Below are 19,900 nucleotides of genomic sequence, written 5' to 3' on the forward strand. Positions count from 1 at the left end.
ATGCGAGGGAAGTGAGAGAAAAAAGGTCAAAATATCCCTTAAAAAACAATGCCGGTCACCTTAAGTGACCGGCATTACCAATCAGGGCACCGTTATTTCCTCGTTAAAATCCGCTAAAGGCCGCTGGTTGCAATTACATAACGGCGTCATGGATTTTCGTCAGTTTGGTATAGTTAACCGACAAAATGCTGCAGATGCGGCACTGAAGGCGATGATCAGTGATCCGCTTATTCACCGGATTGAAGCACATACCTCGCTGAATTTCATGTCGCGCCATCGCTTTAACCGTTCGAATATCACCCTCGATTTTAATGGCCAGACAGTGACCGCGACAGGACTGGAAACCCTGGCAGATGCCAAAAATAATTACCTCTCCGCTATTTTCTTTTTCAGGGGAATAGCAGAAGAAAAAACATCAATATCCCTTCTCAGGGATCCTTTGCCTTTATTGTCAGAAATCTATCCGGTAGATGACAGCAGCTTATATCCTGTCGGCCAGTGGTATTGCCTGGAATCGGACAAAGTCTCCGGCCACTGGGAACGCAAAATACAACGACTGGTGCAGGTGACAGAATGCATTGATGAAACGCATATCCGGCTCAATTACAGAAGCGGCTGGGCGCTGGACGCCCAAAGTCAACTGCACTGGCGCAAAGTCACGCCGGTTGAAAATGTCTGTATTCAGAACATGCATTATTTCGCAGAGGGGCAGCTGGCTAATAGCAGTTCCCAGCCGGTCGCCTTCGAATATGCCATTTATTGCGATGTTCTGAATGTTCATGCTCAGGGGACATTCTGGTCAGTCATTTTCCGTCGCTGGAATACCTTCTTTCGCACCGAACAATGCTCGCTGACTAATCCACCTTCGGTTTCCTGGGGCGGCGCAGGCTATCTGACTCAGCAAATTTACTGTCAGTATGGCGTGATTACGGACTGTACGGCATCCAATGCCCGGCATCTTAACGATTTCACCGCCAGCTCTTCCTGCGTGGTAAAGCACTGTCACAGCAACGGTGACAGTTCCGGTGCTTTCGTCACGCACGGTCAGTATGAACATGATCTGCATTTTACGGCCAACTCCGGCATCCTGACACTGGCCAATTCCGGCAAACCCTGGGGACAGTCGGCGGCACGTATTGTCATCAACCAGCACCATTGTTCTATGCTGACAGCCGACACGCACGTTACTGATCTGACCTTAACGGATGTGCACATTTACCGGAGTGTGGAACAGGATAATCTCGGCATATTGCGCCTGAATTGCGACGGACTGACGGTGCAAAACTGCAGCCTCAGCGGAGAACTGACATTACTGCAAAACAGTCAGCGCAGTATCAAAATGAACGTATTCGAAAACTGCGGGTTCGTACTGGATCCTCGCCATGATTCCACTATCAGTAACCTGGCGCCGGATGACCCGTTTATTGTTTCTCATCCTGCTGCCGAAGCCCGGAATTCCATTAATGGCCGTTCGCTGCTGTATTTTTCCCATTGCCAGTTTAAAGGAACGGACAAAGATGTCTCGCTGTTAATTAAAAATAAAGAAGTTAACTTTAACGCCTGCCGTCTTGAAAATGTGTCCCTTATTTTAACGGCTGATGAACCTCAGAAAATCGTTATTAATGGTGATTCCACACTGTCCAGTGATCAGGCCTCCCGGCCTTTACTTTCACGGACCGGCGAACATCCTGTGACCTGGCGATTAGGCCCAATGCAAACTGAAGTGACCGGTGACGATCAGCTTCATATTCACATTACCGCCGGCATTAATCATTATCAGGCGCATCACGTGACATTCACGCACGGTAAGCGGTTATTCACAGATAAGGCATTTTCCCGTCCGTCTTATTTTATTGAACAGAACAATATCATGATAAATACCCGATCCGTTGTGCCAGCCAGTACAGGGCCGCATATTGTGGTTGAAAATACGGAGATATAACAAAATAAAGTGGCTCACCTCTGAGCCTTAAAAGGATTCACCATGAAAACGTTCAATTCTGTATCCGCGCTGAAGAATCATAAAATACGTCTGGATCATAATGTCTTCGTTAATGGTTATTTTCAGGCCGGTGACGGCGGTGGCGGTCATTATCACTGGGACAAAAACTGCGTTCTGCCCGCCAATAACGGCACAGTCATCCCTTCTGACCACTCGGACACCGGACGCTGGCTGCTTATCCATCAGGGCGTGGGCGATTTCCGCACTTTCGGTATTCTCAATGCTGATCAACCCGCCGACGATGCGCTGGATGCATTAGTCAATGACCCGGCCATCAGCCAGATCTTCGCTTTTTCAGATTTGCTTTTTCAGCGCCGCCATCGTTTCTCACGCTCAGACATCACCCTGGATTTCCAGAACAACCGGGTTTTCACCACCGGCATTGCCAGCGCACCGGTCAATGACCCGTTTGCCGCCGTACTGTTCTTCCGGGGCACGGTGACCGGCACCCCCGTCTCCTTCACGCTGACTGAAACGTTGCAGGAGCAAACGGATATTTTCCCGGTCGCGGATTCGTCACTGTTCAGCGTGGGCGACTGGTATGCAGTGCAGGTTGCACCGGTGAAAGGCGCGGCGGAACGCGAGCTGCAAAAGCTGGTGGAAATCATCGCGATTCCTGACAGCACGCATATTCAGATTGGCTATTACAACGGCTGGGAACTGCTGGCTGGCAGGGTGATCAGCTGGCAGAAAGTCGAACCGGTCGCATTCGTCACCATCAAAAATATGCAGTTCTTCGGGGCGGGGGCTGATCAGATCACCGGCAGCCATCCGGTGGCGTTTGAATACGCGGTATATGCCAATGTCGAGGGGATCCATTCGACAGGTTCTTTCTGGCCGGTGGTGATGCGCCGCTGGAATACCCATTATCTGACGCAGCAGTGCTCTCTTATTAATCCGCCGAATACCGCCTTTGGCGGTGCCGGATATCTGACACAGCAAATCTATTGTCTGTATGGACATGTCAGTGATTGCAGCGTGGCGAACGCGCGGCATTTAAATGATTTCACGGCGTCGGCATATTGCCTGGTCGAGAATTGTCACGCCAGCGGACAGAGCGCGGAAAAAGGCCCGTTCGTGACTCACGGTCAGTACGAACATGATCTCACCTATACCGGCAATTCCGGCCTGATGACCTTTGCCAATTCCGGTGCCACCTGGGGAGGCAGCGCCAAACGTATCAATGTACGTAAGCACGTCTGTCCGTGGTTTGTCGCCCGCTCCGGCGTGAGTGAACTGACGCTGGAAGATCTGGTGGTGATCACCAACGAGACTATCCCGCAGTCCGGGATGTTGTGGGTGAATGCCGACGGTTTGCAGATGACCGGCTGTACCGCTGACCGCACCCTGATTATCAGCCAGGCATCGCAACGCGCTGCGCGCCCGAACGTTATTCGTCAGTGTCAGTTTTCCCTGCAGGAGGACGGCGCGCCGGTAGTACAAAGCAACGTCACTGCCGCCATCACCTTTACCGATACGGTATTTAATGACATCAACGGGCATTCATTTGACAGCACGGCGCCGGTGAATTTTGTCCGCTGTACGTTTAATGCCACCACCGAATTTGCACCGCTCACGCTGAAATCCTCCACACTGTCGGTTCAGGCATCGCAGTTTAATCAGGTCGGCTTCACGCTTTCCGGCACTGCGCCAAAGCAAATCGATATTCTTTCCTCAACCCTGACGCAGGCAACGTTCGACTTCACCGACGTCGCCGCACAACCCGCCAGTTCACTGATGTTCCTTAATAACCGTTTATCCGGCAGCACCGTCATCGCCCAACCACCCGCCGGAGATCGGGTGATATGGCAGCAGAATATGATTCTTGCCTGACGCGGGATTCTTCTAATTAACGTGTTTTTAGAAATAGTTTGAGTTGTGGAGAAGATATAAAGGAGTTTTTCGAAATAGTTTGAGTTGTGGGCAGGCGGCCAGCAAGCGAATCCCCGGGAGCATACACAAGTATGTGACCGGGGTGAGCGAGCGCAGCCAACGCATCCACAGCTCAAAATATGAAGAAAAAAAAGCCAGCACCCGGCTGGCTAAGTAATACTGGAAGCAATGTGAGCAATGTCGTGCATTCATGGGGACCCGTTTGACCTTGGTGTGAGGCCATCCCCGGAACGCATGGCAATAATAATCATTATCATTCGCACTTGTAAAGCGTTTTTTTCACCAAACATTCGATTGACAGTTTTCCTATTCCTGATAAATGTAGAGGATATTCAAACAGTAACCACAAAAAGAGGAGTGTCGCCATGAGCGAAATAGTCATTCGTCACGCTGAAGCCGCAGATGCAGAGGCGCTTCAACACCTATACGCTCAGGTTCCTGTTTACAGCGACACCCTGCAACTCCCTTATCCGCCTGCCACGCTATGGGAAGACCGCCTTGCCAATGCCGCACCCGGCCGGTTCGCGCTGGTTGCGTGTATCGACGGCAAACTGGTGGGCAATCTCACCCTGATGGTTGAGCAGCCGTGGCGACGCCGTCATGTGGCGACTTTCGGCATTGGTGTGGATACGCAATTTCAGGGAAGAGGCGTCGGCAGTAAGCTGATCGCTGCTGCCCTTGAGTTATGTGACAAATGGTTGCACGTGATCCGCGTCGAGCTGACGGTTTATGCCGATAATGATGCCGCAATCGGGCTGTACAAAAAGTTCGGTTTCAGCGTTGAAGGCCTCAGCCCGAGCTACGCAATGCGCGACGGCGAACTGGTGGATACGCTGCATATGGGGCGCATCCGTGGCGTACGGCAACCGGTTTAATCAGCACTGACGGAGGCGCTGGTTTCAGCCGGAGGCTGACGTAACAGCAACCGGACGACCAGCGCCAGCGCCATCAGCACCAGCAGCGCCGAGCCAAGATAAATCGCATCAATGCCAGCCTGCGCCATCAGCACACCGGCCAGCGGGCCGGTAATCCCCAGAGATAAATCAAGAAATGCCGAATAGGTCGCCAGCGCGCTGCCCTGATTTTCCTGCGGCAACTTTTTGACTGCCACCACGCCCAGCGCCGGATAGACCAGCGAGAAACCCACACCGGTAATGAAAGCACCGGCCATTGCTGCCCACGCCGTCGGGGCGAAAAACACCATAATCAGCCCGGCAATCTCCACCACAAAACAGGCCAGCGCCACACGCAATCCGCCAAAACGGTTGATGCTGTTGGGCAATAACAGCCGCATGCCGACAAAGGCCACACTGAAGAATGTCAGGGAAAATGCCGCGCCCGGCCAGCCTTTTGCGGCATAAAACAGGGTGATGAAGGTGGCAATCACCCCAAAGCCGGTGGACGCCAGCGCCAGCATCATGCCATAAGGCAATATTTTCCCCAGCACCTGGCGGAACGGGATTTGCGCCGGGGCTTTTGTGACCACCGGCGGCTTGCGCCACGCGGTGATGAGCGCCGTCAGCGCCACCAAAATGATGCACACCGACAACAGCGTCAGGCCGCCGAAACTGAAAATCAGCACACCGAGTGGTGCACCGATCGCCATCGCACCGTAAGTTACCACCCCGCTCCATGAAATCACTTTGCCGATATGCAGGGAGCCGACCACGCTGATGCCCCACAGCGTCGAACCGGTTCCGGCAAAACTTTGCCCGGCACCAAGCATCACGCGCCCGAGACATAACAACGCCAGACTGACCGCCGGTGTGGCGTCAAATCCCAGCGCCAGCAGATAGAACACGCCGCTGAGCAGGCAGCCGCTCAGCCCGAATATCACCACCCTTTTTGGCCCGACTTTATCCGCATAACGCCCGGCATAAGGGCGGCTCAGCAGCGTCGCGAAATATTGCAGGCTGATGACCAGTCCCGCCCAGAAAGCACTGTAGCCGAGATGCTCATGTACATAACCCGGCAGGATCGCCAGTGGCAGGCCGATGGTCAGATAGTTGGCAAAATTGAACACCAGAATCGAGAGAATTCGCAGCGTGGTCTTTGACGGACTGGTGGCAGTCAGGTCGGGCGAAGCAGCGTCAGGCATGGAAAGTCGCGTCTCACAAAAAAGGGTTCTGGCATGTTACGAAGCCGTAAATGAGTGTTTGACTTTATTAGCAATAGCTTGCTTTCGCAACAAATTGAACCGTTGTTTTACTCAGGCTTCCCCGTACTGCCATCAAAGTGACACATCACTGTCATGCGCGCTGATTATGGTCGGGAGACTTCAACCGGAGGACATCCTATGTTCAGCATGGATACCCTGTTTCAGGATCTCGACCCGCAGCAGAAAACCCCTTCCTGGCAACGCAAACTGTTAAAAATCCTGTTCCGCGAAAAAGAGTTTCACCGTTTCGCCGATCAGTATCCGCACCTGAAAGGCATTGATATGGCCGAGCAGGTACTTGAACATTTTAATATCCGCTGTGAACTGACCGAGCGCGACCGGGAGCAGATCCCGAGCTACGGCCCGGTAGTTATCGTAGCGAATCATCCGATTGGCACGCTGGACGGACTGGCGATATTACATGCGGTGGCGTCGGTACGTCCGGATGTCAAAGTGGTGGCGAATCAGTTGCTGTCGCTGGTGTCTTCGCTCGGCAGCCTGATGATCCCGGTGGATAATATGGGCAACCGCACGCGGCGCAATCAGGTCACACAGATGCAGGAACATCTGGAGAATCAGGGCGTGCTGATTGTGTTCCCCGCAGGTGAAGTATCCCGCATGAGTTCGAAAGGCGTGCGCGACGGAAAATGGCACACCGGATTTATCCGCCTCGCCGCCAAAGCCCGTGCACCGGTGGTGCCGGTGCATATCAGTGGCAGCAACAGCGCGCTGTTTTATCTCAGTTCTATGATTTACCGCCCGCTCAGTACGCTTTTACTGGTACATGAAATGTTCGGCCAGCGCGGCAACAGCCTGACGCTTAAAATCGGTGCGCGCATTCCGTATACCAGCTGGCACGATGGACAAATGCAGGCGGGCGATCTGGCAGCGCGTTTTCGTAAACACCTTTACCGCCTCGGCGCTGGCAAGCCGGGTTTGTTCCACACCGAAACGTCGATTGCCCGTGCGGAAAACCGTGCGGTACTAAAACACGCGCTGGAAGCCAGCGAAGTGCTGGGCAACACGCCGGACGGCAAAATGATTTACCTCTATCGTCGTCACGGTGAAGACACTGTGCCGATTTTGCGCGAGCTGGGGCGTTTGCGCGAAATCGCGTTCCGCGCCGTGGGCGAAGGCAGTGGTCGCCGCCGTGATCTCGACGGCTATGATGATGATTATTATCACCTGGTTTTATGGGATCCGCAGGCGCTGGAAATTGTCGGTGCTTACCGGTTCATCCCGACCGCAGAACAAGTCGCCAGCAAAGGGCTGAACGGGATCTACAGCCAGAGCCTGTTCCACTATGGCCATCAGATGGACCCGATTCTGGCGCAGGGTGTCGAACTCGGGCGCAGCTTTATTCAGCCCGCCTACTGGGGAAAGCGCGGGCTGGATTATCTGTGGCTCGGCATCGGCGCGTATCTGGCGAAATATCCGCAGACCCGTTATCTGTTTGGTCCGGTGTCGATTTCCGGCGGAATGCCGCTGCCCGCCCGTGATTTACTGGTGGCGTTTTACCGCCTGTATTTCTCCCCGGCATTACCGCTGGCGACGTCACGACGTCCGTATCCGGCTTCGCTGCCCGATGTGTTAGCACAGTTTTGCGGCGATGATTATCAGGAAGACTTGCAGCGCCTGAAACGCCTGCTGGCGAATCTCGGGTGCAGCATTCCGGCGTTGTATAAACAATATTCCGAGCTTTGCGAAACCGGTGGTGTGCAGTTTATTGATTTCGGCAGCGACCCTGAATTCAACAACTGCATCGACGGGTTAGTGCTGGTGGATCTCAGCCAGTTAAAACCGGCGAAGTTTGAGCGGTATATTGCAGTGCATCAGGCAGAATAGATCACCGGGCTTCTCCCTCTTTAACGGGGGAGGAGAAAAACGTCTCTTTCCCGCAGGTTGCCTTATAGTCATCCGCCATTGCCATTTTCAGCAGTAAATCATGACCAATGTAATTGCTCCAGTTGAAGGTATTCTGTAAAACCACTACCGCATTTTTATGCTTCTTATCAAAACCAATATAACTGGAATAGCCGCCGATATAACCGACCTGGTAAGTAATAATCTGGCCATCTTTATAATCCGTGACCCAGGCAATATTGGCCGCTTCTATTTTTCGCTGGAAATAGACTTTTTCCGTCACCTGAATGGCGTCACTGAGATCGCCTGGTTGTGAATCATCAATATGCGCCCGCAGATATTTCAGCAAGTCATCAGCATTACTGTAAAGGCTGGCCGCCGCTACCATATTATTCGAGAAATGCCAGTCGGGAACGACCTCGCCACGGCGGATAAGTTTAGGCTGATCTCCCGCATGTCCAATCGCACGATACGGATAGGCTTTTAACTGGCTGGCATAAAAACTGGTGTTATCCATTTTTAAGGCATTAAAAATAAAGGCATAAGATAATTGCTGGATATCTTCACCGGTTTTCAATTTCAGAATATAACCGAGCAGTGCATACCCTAAATTAGAATATTGCGGCACAAGCAATAATGGCTTTTTAAATGACGACAGATTATCCACAACGGCGTCGCTGTCCAGTTCATGATAGAAGTTGTCGCCGGTATATAAATACCTGAGAAAACTTTCCAACATATCTTTGGTCATTTTCTGACGGGGCAATCCCGAAGTATGCGTCGCCAGTTGCAGCAGAGTGATATTTTTAGCGTCTTCGCTCAGCGGAATATTTTTTGGCAGTAAATCTGCCAGTTTGTCATCCCACTTTAGCTGCCCTTTGTCGACCAGCCCCGCCACCACTTCTCCCGTCACGCCTTTACTGACCGAACCAAGCGCAAATAGCGTTTCGCCATCAATTTTGTAGCCGTTCACCGCGTTGGTATAGCCATAACCCCAGGTTCTGGCCGCGCCGTTATTTCTGATGATCCCGACCGCCATGCCGCTGGATTTTTCTCTGTGCAGATATCGCTGCGCGACGGTATCCACCATGTCGTCAAGATTTTGGCTACAGGCAAGCTGCTTCACTTCATGAGGATTTTCCTCCACCTGCATTTCAGAAAGTGTACCGCATGACGTCAGAAGCAGAGGAAGCATGATGCTTAAACCGGTAAATCGTCCCGTCATTCTTTTCATTTCATTGATTTATACAGCGCAATAGCACGGTAACAATTATGGGTAAACATCAGATGACCTTGTGACAGAGAAAGAGACATGCCGGATGGCGCAGTGCAGGCCGCAGACTGGGTTATTTCTTCGCGCTTTTCAATGAGAAATTGCTGTGTTCCTGATGTTCTTTTCAACAAACCTTCCTGCCCCTTCGGGAATAATTCAAAAACCGACTCAATGAGAATGAAAAATTTCTTTAAATGCATAAAAAATCACTTTAAACATTCACGTCACGAACATTGAATTAACGTAAATTGTTGAATTAGATCAGTTTAATTAATGTTGATGCAACATTTGCCGATAACCTTGATTCACATCCTGCCGCTTTCCTGAAGGCGGGACTTTTAAAATCAGGGGAAAATATGAACATCACACAGCGTCTTTTACTGACGTTCTCGCTGCTTTCTGCGGCCCTTATCACAATGGGCATCGTCGCGATCATGTTGATTTCGGGTTTCCAGAACCGGTTTGAATATGTTCAGGTCAATACGATCCCTTCAATTAAGGATCTCAATAATCTTATTGATCAAAGCAATAAGCTTTCTCTCACCCTCTATAAACATCAGAGCCAGACTGATAACAGCAAAATGCCTGAAGTAGAAACCCGCATTCAGCAGCAGATTACCGGGTTAAAAACGCTGACAGATTATTATCTGCAGCACGACATCTCAGATGCTGAAGATGAAAGGCTGACGCACGTGGCTTTCGACAATATTCGTAAAGTGGAGGAGGCGCTTCCCGCCTTTCTGACCTCTTCACGGGCGCATCAGGACGAGGTCACTCTGGCAATGATTGAGGGCGATGACAGTATCGGCGGGGCTATCCGTCAGCTCATCTCCGATTACCGAAAGCAGCTTACCTTAAATATCAACATTGGTGAGGAGCTGCGGGCCACCAACCACAACATTTTCAGCACCACACTGTGGGGAATGGGCGGCAGCGTAACGATCATTATCCTGCTGTTGGGATCCCTTGCACTGGCCACCATCCGTCGGGTACGAAAAAGCCTGCTGGACATCGGGGGGATTATGGCCGTTGCCAGCGAGCGGCTTGATCTGACAGTGAGCGCCGATGACAGCCGTCATGATGAAGTGGGCAACATGGCCCGCGCGTTCAACAACCTGATGCAACGCGTATCCGGAGCGCTGCTGTCTGTGAGCGCGGCTTCCCAGTCCGTCAGCAGCGCCTCGGCACAAATCGCGGCCGGTAACGAAGATCTCTCCTCGCGCACCGAGCAGCAAGCGGCCTCTCTGGAACAAACGGCCGCCAGCATGACCGAGCTCAGTGAGACGGTTCGCCAGACGGCTGACAACACGCGCCAGGCCAGCCAGCTGGCGGGTAACATGAATGCGCTGTCGGAGAAAAGTGCATCATCACTTGAGACGATGCTGGGTACGATGGGTGATATCCGCAGCAGTTCGCGCAAAGTCACTGAGATCATCACGCTTATCGAAGGCATCGCCTTCCAGACCAATATTCTGGCGTTAAATGCTGCCGTAGAAGCGGCACGAGCCGGTGAGCACGGTAAAGGCTTTGCTGTTGTTGCCGGTGAAGTCAGAAATCTTTCACAACGTTCGACCACCGCCGCGCGTGAGATAAAAGAACTGATCGACCTTTCCTACAGCCTGATCGAAGCCGGTGCCCATCAGGCGGGCGATGTCGGCGAGAACATGAACTCCATGGGTAATGCCATCCGTCAGGTGACTGATTTGGTCAACGAGATTGCCGCAGCGGCAACAGAACAGAGTCAGGGAATTTCTCAGGTGCATCAGGCGGTCAATCAGATGGATGACGTGACCCAGCAGAACGCCGCGCTGGTTGAAGAAGCCTCTTCAGCCTCGCGCTCGTTGCAGGATCAGGCGGATGGCCTGGCGAGACTGGTCGGCGAATTCAACCTCAGCAACGCCACGGCTCAGCATCAGTCCCTGGCAAAACCGGCGCAGGCACTTGCCGCCCTTCCACGCAAGGAAAAGCCGGGGGCACTCTCAGCCAATGAGGCCGACTGGCAAAGCTTCTGATCAGGCTTTTACCGTCGTCTTATTACCGGGAGAACGTCATTATGGAAAATCTTCAGGAGCATACCGGCCATCTGGAAAAACACAGGGCGCTGGTAGAGAGCTTCGAACAGATGGCGGCGCTGGTGAATCAGCTTGCTACGGGAGAATACCGGTCGCTGGATTTGTACATTAATAACTGCCGCCATTTTCGCGATCGCAGTCTGGAAGTTCAGGCGGTGCTGGCAGATAAGCGTTTTGAAACATACCTGATGCGCAATGATATTACGCTGTATTACAGCATTCACAGCGTAAATATGGCCTTCGGCATGATGACCAACATGCTGGAAAATTTGAAAGGTTTTTTGTCCTGAGAATGTGTTACCGGGGATACGGTAACGCGGCACGGGGTATTTTTTAATCTTTCCCCTGAAGGATCACTTGCTCCTTCAGGGGGATTTTTAATTCACCGCGCAGACAGCACGTCCTGATGGCGGGTACGGGATGAAGAGTGTTAACTGCCACGAACAGCCACCAGATCCTGCGCACATGCCCACGCCGAGCTCCATGCCCACTGGAAATTGTATCCGCCCAGCCAGCCGGTCACATCCACCACTTCGCCGATGAAATACAGGCCGGGGACTTTCGCTGCCGCCATCGTTTTTGAAGATAATTCTTTGGTATCGACGCCGCCGAGTGTGACTTCCGCCGTGCGGTAACCTTCGGTGCCGTTCGGCTGTACCTGCCAGTTTTGCAGTTGCTCAACCAGTTCGGCCTGCTGAGGCACGTTCAGCTGTTTCAGTGTCACGTCCGGCAACTGCCCCAGCGTTTGCAGGCATTCGACCAGACGCTTCGGCAGTTGCATCGCCAGCGTGTTTTTCAGACTCTGATTTGGGTGTTCCTGACGCTGTGCATTCAGAAACGCCGCCAGATCGACATCAGGAAGTAAGTTAACGCTCACAAACTCGCCAGGCTGCCAGTAACTGGAAAGCTGTAAAACGGCCGGGCCGGACATGCCACGATGGGTAAAAAGAATGCTTTCACGGAAGACAGTGCCGTCTTCAGCAGTAAGCACCGCCGGGACTGACACCCCGGAAAGCGTCTGCAAGTGATCGAGCAGCGGCTTGTGCAGGGTAAATGGCACCAGACCGGCGCGGGTCGGCAGTACTTTCAGGCCAAACTGTTCCGCCAGACGGTAACCGAAGGGTGTCGCGCCCAGCCCTGGCATGGAAAGCCCGCCGCTGGCAATAACAAGTGAGTGAGTGCTTACAGTTGAGCCATTCACTTTGATAACAAAGCCATTTTCGGTTTTCTGCACGTCGGAAATCTCGCTGCGCAAGCGCACATCGACATTGCCCTGCTCGCATTCTTTATCGAGCATGGTGACGATTTGCTGCGCCGAGTCGTCGCAGAATAGCTGCCCGAGCGTTTTCTCGTGCCAGGCGATGCCGTAACGGTTGACCATATCGATGAAATCCCACTGGGTGTAACGCGCCAGCGCGGATTTACAGAAATGCGGGTTTTCGGAAAGATAGGCAGCGGGTTCGGCATAAAGGTTGGTGAAATTGCAGCGTCCGCCGCCTGACATCAGAATTTTTCGCCCGGTTTTTTTGCCGTTATCCAGCAGCAGAACACGGCAGCCACCCTGTCCGGCCTGTGCTGCGCAGAACATGCCTGCCGCACCTGCACCAATGACTACCACATCAACCTGTTCCACTTTTGGCCTCTCTTTTCCGGAAATTCAACTACGTTTTAGATAAGGTTTGCCCTGTTAACCAGGGCTTTGAGTCGCGGATTGTAAGGGACGGAGGGCTGTTAAACCAGCCAGACAGACTGCTTGCCGGACGTCGTAAGTAAATGTTTCTGCGTTCAAAGGAGGAATAACATATTGATAGATAAATACTTAATTGAAATAAAGCCAAACATTGAACTGTTTTTAGTCAAAAAAATGTCATATTTTCCTTTTCCCGTCCCCCTGTTCTCGCAGATAATGCGCGGCGTTCATGACCACTAACTGGCGTAACAATTATGCTGCATCTATTTGCCGGATTGGATATTCATACCGGTTCGTTATTGATTCTCGCGTTACTGTTTGTTCTGTTCTATGAAGCCATTAACGGTTTTCATGATACGGCCAACGCAGTGGCAACCGTCATCTATACCCGGGCAATGCGTTCGCAATTAGCGGTCGTGATGGCAGGGGTATTTAACTTCTTTGGCGTCCTGCTCGGTGGTTTGAGTGTGGCCTATGCCATCGTTCATTTACTGCCAACCGATTTGCTGCTCAATGTGGGTTCTGCTCATGGCCTTGCCATGGTGTTCTCTATGTTACTGGCCGCGATCATCTGGAACCTCGGTACCTGGTATTTCGGCCTGCCGGCGTCCAGCTCCCACACCCTTATCGGCGCCATCATTGGCGTAGGGCTGACCAATGCATTAATGACTCACACTTCCGTGGTCGATGCGTTAAACATCCCTAAAATGATTGGTATTTTTGCTTCGCTGATTATCTCTCCGCTGGTCGGGATGATTATCGCCGGTACCATGATTTTCCTGCTGCGCCGTTACTGGAGTGGCAATAAGAAACATGCCCGTATCCACCTGACACCGGCGGAACGTGAGAAGAAAGACGGCAAGAAAAAGCCGCCATTCTGGACACGTACAGGTCTGATTCTGTCGGCTATCGGCGTGAGTTTCTCTCACGGCGCTAACGATGGTCAGAAGGGTATCGGTCTGATCATGCTGGTGCTGATTGGCGTGGCGCCAGCCGGTTTTGTGGTGAATATGAACGCGACCGGTTACGACATTACCCGTACCCGCGACGCCGTGACACACCTCGGCCAGTATTATCAGCAACATGTTGATGCCGTGCCGCACGTGGTTGCACAGACGCCAATAGTGCCGGCACCGGACGTCAATATCGCACCGACCGATGAGCCTAAAGTGTTCCACTGCGACAGCAGCCACGCACTTGACGCTATCGGCCGCGCGCAAACCCTGCTGACCAATCTTCAGTCTTACAGCGACCTGGCACCGGAAGAACGCAGCCATATGCGTCGCCTGCTGATGTGTGTTTCTGATACTGCGGATAAAGTGGCCAAGCTGCCGGAAACCTCTCCTGCAGACAAACGCTTCCTCGGCGAGCTGAAAACAGACATTCTGCAAACCGTTGAATACGCGCCTATCTGGATCATTATCGCTGTGGCACTGGCACTGGCGCTGGGTACGATGATTGGCTGGAAACGTGTCGCAACCACTATCGGTGAGAAGATTGGTAAGAAAGGCATGACTTACGCACAGGGTCTGTCTGCACAGCTCACGGCGGCGGTCTCCATCGGCGTAGCCAGCTATACCGGCATGCCGGTATCCACCACGCACGTGCTGTCTTCTGCGGTCGCAGGAACCATGATTGTCGATGGTGGCGGTGTGCAGTCGAAAACCGTGAAAAACATCGCGATGGCGTGGGTCTTAACCCTGCCTGTGTCGATTGTGCTTTCCGGTGTCCTGTACTGGATTGCACTGAAGCTGATCTGATGATTGTCTGACCGGCATGAAATAAAAAGGCGACCTTGCTCAGCAGGTCGCCTTTTTTGTTTCCTTTTTCACGCATCCTCCCTCGCGTTTCTTTCCGTTTCTAATACCAAATCAGCATGGCTAACATACTGATTAATATTAAACCGACCAATGCTGTTGTCAGGATAAACTGACCGCGAACCCGTTCACAACGGCGAATAAACTCAGGATCGTGATGTTCAACGTAGCGCTGAGCATAAATATAGCGTACCAACCTTATTTGCTTGCTGGGCTGACCGTGAGACGTAAAAAATCCTCCTCCATCAACGTACTGATACAGCAGCGGATCACACCCTCGCAGAACCACCAGCAATGCGCGCAAAGAAGAGTAATAGCGCAGCATATTCACTACACACACAAAACATAAAGCCCAAAACAGCGCAACGGGACTGATCATGATTCCCCCTCAAGGCGAACTGACACCGCGCAATGCGCCCGTCGTGCTGGCACACACCCGGCGTTTCGCCCTGCCTTTCCGCAATTTCACACCCCCGGGCTACGTTCGCCCGCCCTCTTGCCCTATCACAGAAGATTGCCAAAACAGGAGACGCCTGCATTATTCAGTGTAGGAAACGAATCCGTAACTGTTCATATTATTTATATCTATACATAGCCGGAAACGGAAATGGGATCTGTATGCTTGATTTATTTAACCCTTTTGGCGCTATACTGAAGTCATGAGTTTTGCATGATGCTGATATTGCTATTAACCGACTTATGGAAGGAGTTTTCTTATGGCTTACAAACACATACTTATTGCTGTGGACTTGTCACCGGAGAGCAAAGTTCTGGTCGAGAAAGCCGTTTCCATGGCGCGTCCGTATAACGCCAAAGTGTCCCTGATCCACGTTGATGTAAACTATTCCGACCTGTATACCGGTCTGATCGACGTTAATCTGGGTGACATGCAGAAACGTATTTCCGAAGAAACGCATCACGCGTTGAACGAACTGTCGCAAAATGCCGGCTATCCGATTTCAGAAACCCTGAGCGGCAGCGGTGATTTAGCGCAGGTGCTGGTGGATGCCATCAACAAATATGGCATGGACTTAGTACTGTGCGGCCATCACCAGGATTTCTGGAGCAAACTGATGTCCTCCGCACGCCAGCTAATCAACACCGTTCATATCGACATGCTGATCGTGCCGTTGCGCGATGAGGAAGAAGAAGAATAAGAGGCGTTGTTGTTAATTTAAAAAAGCCCGCTGGTTTTCACCTGCGGGCTTTTTTTTATGACAGTAGTGGAAAGACGTTACAGCAGCGGCTTTCTATAACGGCGTATAGATATCAAACCGGTGGCTCTTGGTCACCACGGCGGCCTGTGCAGGGATGTCGGCCATCGGCGGCGCATAGTCCGGGCGTTTCACCACAATACGTTTGGTCGCTAAACGGCGTGCCGGTTCCAGCAGGCCATCAGCATCTTCGTCCGGGCCGACCAGCCCCTGAAACACGCGCATCTCTTTCTTCACCAGCGCACTTTTCTGTTTGTGCGGATACATCGGGTCGAGATACACCACTTCCGGCTTTGGCGAAAGCTCAGCAAGCGCCGTCAGGCTTGAGACGTGCAGCAGCGTCATACGCTCGCGCAGCCACGGGCCAATTTCTGCATCGCGATAACCCCGCGCCAGCCCATCATCAAGCAGTGCCGCGACCACCGGATTACGTTCCAGCATCCGCACTTTGCAACCCAGAGAAGCCAGCACAAACGCATCGCGGCCCAGCCCGGCGGTCGCGTCGACGACATCCGGCAGATAGCGCCCCTTGATGCCGACAGCTTTGGCCACCGCTTCACCGCGCCCGCCGCCAAATTTGCGACGATGCGCCATCGTGCCGCCGACAAAATCGACATAAATCGCGCCGAGTTTCGGCTCATCACGTTTACGTAATTCCAGACGTTCAGGCGTCAGCACCAGTGCCATCACAGCATCCGGGTCAGACGTCAGATTCCAGCGCTGCGCCAGAACAGATAAGGCGCCTTCATCGGCGCCTTCTTCACACAGTAAACACACACTCACAGGCAGAGGTTATCCTTTGATTCCGTAGTGGCGCAGCATAGCATCCAGCTGCGGCTCACGCCCGCGGAAGCGTTTGAACAGCTCCATAGGCTCTTCGGAACCGCCGCGCGACAGAATGTTATCCAGGAACGACTGACCGGTTTCGCGGTTGAAAATCCCTTCTTCTTCAAAGCGGGAATAGGCATCTGCAGACAGCACTTCCGCCCACAGATAGCTGTAGTAACCGGCCGCATAACCGCCTGCAAAGATGTGGCTGAAGGCATGCGGGAACCGGCCCCATGAAGGTGACGGCACCACGGCAACCTGTTTCTTGATTTCAGCCAGCGTTTGCAGGATTTGCGCGCCTTTAGCCGGGTCGTATTCCGCATGCATACGGAAATCGAACAGGCCGAATTCCAGCTGACGCAGGATAAACAACGCCGCCTGATAGTTTTTCGCCGCCAGCATTTTATCCAGCATCTCTTTCGGCAACGGTTCGCCGGTTTCGAAATGACCGGAGATGAACGCCAGTGCGTCCGGCTCCCAGCACCAGTTTTCCATAAACTGGCTTGGCAGCTCGACGGCATCCCACGGCACACCGGCAATACCGGCGACTCCCGGCGTGTCGATGCGGGTCAGCATATGATGCAGGCCGTGACCGAATTCATGGAACAGCGTCGTGACTTCGTTATGGGTAAACAGCGCCGGTTTGTTGCCGACCGGACCGTTAAAGTTACAGGTCAGGTACGCGACCGGTTTTTGCAGTTCGCCGTCGGCTTTACGCATGCTGCCAACGCAGTCGTTCATCCATGCGCCACCGCGTTTGTGTTCGCGGGCATACAGGTCGAGATAGAAGCTGCCGCGCAGGTCGCCGGTTTCATCGAACAGGTCGAAGAAACGCACGTCTTTATGCCAGGTTTCTACGTCTTTACGTTCTTTGGCGGTGATGCCGTAAATGCGTTTCACCACTTCAAACAGCCCTTCCAGCGCACGCTGCTCAGGGAAGTAAGGACGTAACTGTTCGTCGTTGATGGAGAACAGATGCTGTTTCTGTTTTTCGCCGTAGAACGGCAAATCCCAGGCTTCCATTTCGTCCACACCGAAATATTCTTTGGCGAAAGCACGCAGTTGGGCCAGTTCCTGCTCGCCCTGCGGACGCGCACGGGTTGCCAGACCGCTCAGGAAGTCGATCACCTGTTTCGGGCTTTCGGCCATTTTGGTGGCGAGAGACATATCCGCGAAAGAATCAAAACCTAACAACTGAGCCAGTTCGTGACGCAGCGCCAGTTCTTCGGCCATGACTTCACTGTTGTCCCACTTACCGGCATTCGGACCCTGATCGGAGGCGCGGGTAGCAAATGCGCGGTACATCTCTTCACGCAGTTCACGGTTTTCGCCATAGGTGATCACCGGCAGATAGCTCGGGATATCCAGCGTCAACAGCCAGCCTTCCTGCTCTTTCGATTCTGCCAGCGCTTTCGCGGCGGCCAGCGCACTTTCCGGCAGACCTTTCAGGTCATTCTCATCAGTGATGAGTTTGCTCCAGCCCATCGTGGCGTCGAGCACGTTGTTGCTGTAGGTCGAACCCAGCTCAGACAGACGCGCGGAAATTTCGCCATAGCGCTTTTGTTTTTCCATCGGCAAACCAATGCCGGACAGCTCAAAATCACGCAGCGCGTTATCAATGGCTTTTTTCTGTGCCACGGACAGCGTGCTGAAATGTTCGCTGTCTTTTAAATCGCGGTAGGCCTGATACAAACCGGCGTGCTGCCCGGTCCAGGTGCTGAATTCAGACAGAATCGGCAGGCACTGCTCGTAAGCTTCACGCAGTTCCGGGCTGTTTTTTACGGCATTGAGATGCCCGATCGGCGACCAGATGCGGCTCAGGCGGTCATCACTTTCGGCCAGCGGTTGACAGAGATTTTCCCAGGTATAAGGCGCGCCCTGCGCGACAACACGTTCGATCGTCTGACGGCTTTCTTCGATAGCGGATTTCATCGCAGGGACAATATGTTCAGGCTTGATCGCAGAGAAAGGAGGCAGGGAGAACGGTTTTAAGAGCGGATTCGACGCGTTTTGCTGTTCAGTCATAGGGCCAGTCCTTCGTAATAGCGTTTGGGGCTGATGCGCCTGTGGCGCACCACGCCGTGAATTCGGGTCGTCTTAAAGATGACGTAACTTCTAACATGCGGTCAAGTTACGGGGAAATCAATGGGTGGCGGCGGGATAGTCTTTAATGGATAATGCCGCGAAGCCGCAGGAGAAGCCGCACATGTTGAGTTACCGCCACAGTTTTCACGCCGGCAACCATGCCGACGTACTGAAACACACCGTTCAGAGCCTGATCATTGAATCTCTGAAAGAAAAAGAAAAGCCCTTCCTTTATCTCGACACCCACGCGGGTGCCGGGCGTTATCAGCTGAGCGGCGAACATGCCGAACGTACTGGCGAATATCTGGAAGGCATCGCGCGCATCTGGCAGCGGGACGATATTCCTGAAGAACTGGCGGCGTATATGTCAGTCGTCAATCACTTCAACCGCAACGAGAACCTGCGTTATTACCCGGGTTCACCGCTGATTGCCCGTCAGCTGTTGCGCGAAGACGACAAACTGCACCTGACCGAACTGCACCCGAGCGATTTCCCGCTGCTGCGCAGTGAATTCCAGAAAGATGACCGTACCCGCGTTGCGCGTGCCGACGGTTATCAGCAGTTGAAAGCCCAGTTGCCACCGCCTTCACGTCGCGGGCTGATCCTGATGGACCCGCCGTACGAAATGAAAACCGATTATCAGGACGTGGTAAAAGGCATTCAGGAAGGCTACAAACGTTTTGCCACCGGCACTTACGCGCTGTGGTATCCGGTGGTGATGCGCCAGCAAATCAAGAAAATGCTGCGTGATCTCGAAGCGACCGGCATCCGCCGTATTCTGCAAATCGAACTGGGCGTGCGTCCCGACAGCGATCAGCGCGGCATGACCGCTTCCGGCATGATCGTGATTAACCCGCCATGGAAGCTCGAGCAGCAGATGAACAACGTACTGCCGTGGCTGCTCAAAGTGCTGGTGCCTTCCGGTACCGGTCACACCACGGTGAACTGGGTAGTGCCTGAGTAAGTAAAGAATTTCCCTTCGCTGAGGCCTTTTTCTAAGGTCTC

At 52.9% G+C, this 19,900-nt stretch carries 16 protein-coding genes; 9 read left to right on the top strand and 7 right to left on the bottom strand.

What is annotated here, in order from left to right; all coding sequences use genetic code 11:
• Positions 1-64: 64 nt before the first annotated feature.
• The 3 genes from DXU84_RS21915 to DXU84_RS21925 all read left to right on the top strand — a co-directional run bounded on the left by DXU84_RS21915 (position 65) and on the right by DXU84_RS21925 (position 4,770).
• The gene (locus DXU84_RS21915; protein ID WP_228389044.1) at positions 65-1,942 is read left to right on the top strand and encodes a hypothetical protein; all 1,878 of its coding nucleotides are present in this window, start codon (positions 65-67) and stop codon (positions 1,940-1,942) included.
• A gap of 42 nt (positions 1,943-1,984) precedes the next feature.
• Positions 1,985-3,835: a hypothetical protein gene (locus DXU84_RS21920; protein WP_153376655.1), complete on the top strand. Its 1,851-nt coding sequence runs from the start codon at positions 1,985-1,987 to the stop codon at positions 3,833-3,835.
• A gap of 425 nt (positions 3,836-4,260) precedes the next feature.
• Complete coding sequence (locus DXU84_RS21925; protein WP_119261097.1) at positions 4,261-4,770, top strand: GNAT family N-acetyltransferase; 510 nt, start codon at positions 4,261-4,263, stop codon at positions 4,768-4,770.
• Here the strand turns inward: DXU84_RS21925 and DXU84_RS21930 are convergent.
• Positions 4,767-5,993 carry an MFS transporter gene (locus DXU84_RS21930; protein WP_013573533.1) on the bottom strand — a complete coding sequence of 409 codons (1,227 nt, stop codon included), beginning with the start codon at positions 5,991-5,993 and terminating at the stop codon, positions 4,767-4,769. The two genes, DXU84_RS21925 and DXU84_RS21930, sit on opposite strands and share 4 nt — an antisense overlap.
• Before the next feature lie 198 nt (positions 5,994-6,191).
• Here DXU84_RS21930 and DXU84_RS21935 point away from each other — a divergent pair, with 198 nt between their 5' ends.
• Entirely contained in the window at positions 6,192-7,898 is a 1,707-nt protein-coding gene (locus DXU84_RS21935; RefSeq protein WP_013573532.1) for a lysophospholipid acyltransferase family protein, read from the top strand.
• Between the two features lies 1 nt (position 7,899).
• Here DXU84_RS21935 and DXU84_RS21940 read toward each other — a convergent pair whose 3' ends face one another.
• A complete protein-coding gene (locus tag DXU84_RS21940; RefSeq protein WP_112152015.1) occupies positions 7,900-9,111 on the bottom strand; it encodes a serine hydrolase in 1,212 nt (403 codons plus the stop codon).
• Between the two features lie 35 nt (positions 9,112-9,146).
• The gene (locus DXU84_RS21945) at positions 9,147-9,389 is read right to left on the bottom strand and encodes a hypothetical protein (RefSeq protein WP_013573530.1); all 243 of its coding nucleotides are present in this window, start codon (positions 9,387-9,389) and stop codon (positions 9,147-9,149) included.
• A gap of 156 nt (positions 9,390-9,545) precedes the next feature.
• Between DXU84_RS21945 and DXU84_RS21950 the strand changes: the two genes are divergently transcribed.
• Both DXU84_RS21950 and DXU84_RS21955 read left to right on the top strand, forming a co-directional pair.
• A complete protein-coding gene (locus DXU84_RS21950; protein WP_153376656.1) occupies positions 9,546-11,201 on the top strand; it encodes a methyl-accepting chemotaxis protein in 1,656 nt (551 codons plus the stop codon).
• A 41-nt stretch (positions 11,202-11,242) separates the two neighbouring features.
• Positions 11,243-11,551 carry a hypothetical protein gene (locus DXU84_RS21955; RefSeq protein ID WP_013573528.1) on the top strand — a complete coding sequence of 103 codons (309 nt, stop codon included), beginning with the start codon at positions 11,243-11,245 and terminating at the stop codon, positions 11,549-11,551.
• A gap of 140 nt (positions 11,552-11,691) precedes the next feature.
• Here DXU84_RS21955 and DXU84_RS21960 read toward each other — a convergent pair whose 3' ends face one another.
• Positions 11,692-12,894, bottom strand: coding sequence for an NAD(P)/FAD-dependent oxidoreductase (locus DXU84_RS21960; RefSeq protein WP_112151949.1), 1,203 nt, complete (start codon positions 12,892-12,894; stop codon positions 11,692-11,694).
• A gap of 311 nt (positions 12,895-13,205) precedes the next feature.
• Between DXU84_RS21960 and pitA the strand changes: the two genes are divergently transcribed.
• The gene (gene pitA, locus DXU84_RS21965) at positions 13,206-14,711 is read left to right on the top strand and encodes an inorganic phosphate transporter PitA (protein WP_013573526.1); all 1,506 of its coding nucleotides are present in this window, start codon (positions 13,206-13,208) and stop codon (positions 14,709-14,711) included.
• Positions 14,712-14,811: 100 nt separating this feature from the next.
• Here the strand turns inward: pitA and uspB are convergent, their stop codons facing one another.
• A complete protein-coding gene (gene uspB, locus DXU84_RS21970; RefSeq protein ID WP_013573525.1) occupies positions 14,812-15,147 on the bottom strand; it encodes a universal stress protein UspB in 336 nt (111 codons plus the stop codon).
• A gap of 337 nt (positions 15,148-15,484) precedes the next feature.
• Between uspB and uspA the strand changes: the two genes are divergently transcribed.
• Entirely contained in the window at positions 15,485-15,925 is a 441-nt protein-coding gene (uspA, locus tag DXU84_RS21975; protein ID WP_013573524.1) for a universal stress protein UspA, read from the top strand.
• Between the two features lie 93 nt (positions 15,926-16,018).
• On the opposite strand, the gene rsmJ is transcribed toward uspA, so the two are convergent.
• Both rsmJ and prlC read right to left on the bottom strand, forming a co-directional pair.
• Positions 16,019-16,765: a 16S rRNA (guanine(1516)-N(2))-methyltransferase RsmJ gene (rsmJ, locus tag DXU84_RS21980; protein WP_037033739.1), complete on the bottom strand. Its 747-nt coding sequence runs from the start codon at positions 16,763-16,765 to the stop codon at positions 16,019-16,021.
• A 9-nt stretch (positions 16,766-16,774) separates the two neighbouring features.
• Positions 16,775-18,835, bottom strand: coding sequence for an oligopeptidase A (gene prlC, locus DXU84_RS21985; RefSeq protein WP_153376658.1), 2,061 nt, complete (start codon positions 18,833-18,835; stop codon positions 16,775-16,777).
• Positions 18,836-19,016: 181 nt separating this feature from the next.
• Between prlC and DXU84_RS21990 the strand changes: the two genes are divergently transcribed.
• A complete protein-coding gene (locus DXU84_RS21990; RefSeq protein ID WP_013573521.1) occupies positions 19,017-19,859 on the top strand; it encodes a 23S rRNA (adenine(2030)-N(6))-methyltransferase RlmJ in 843 nt (280 codons plus the stop codon).
• Positions 19,860-19,900 lie beyond the last annotated feature (41 nt).

The sequence above is a fragment of the Rahnella sp. RcJ3 genome, from assembly GCF_009498575.1.
Taxonomy (GTDB): domain Bacteria; phylum Pseudomonadota; class Gammaproteobacteria; order Enterobacterales; family Enterobacteriaceae; genus Rahnella; species Rahnella aceris.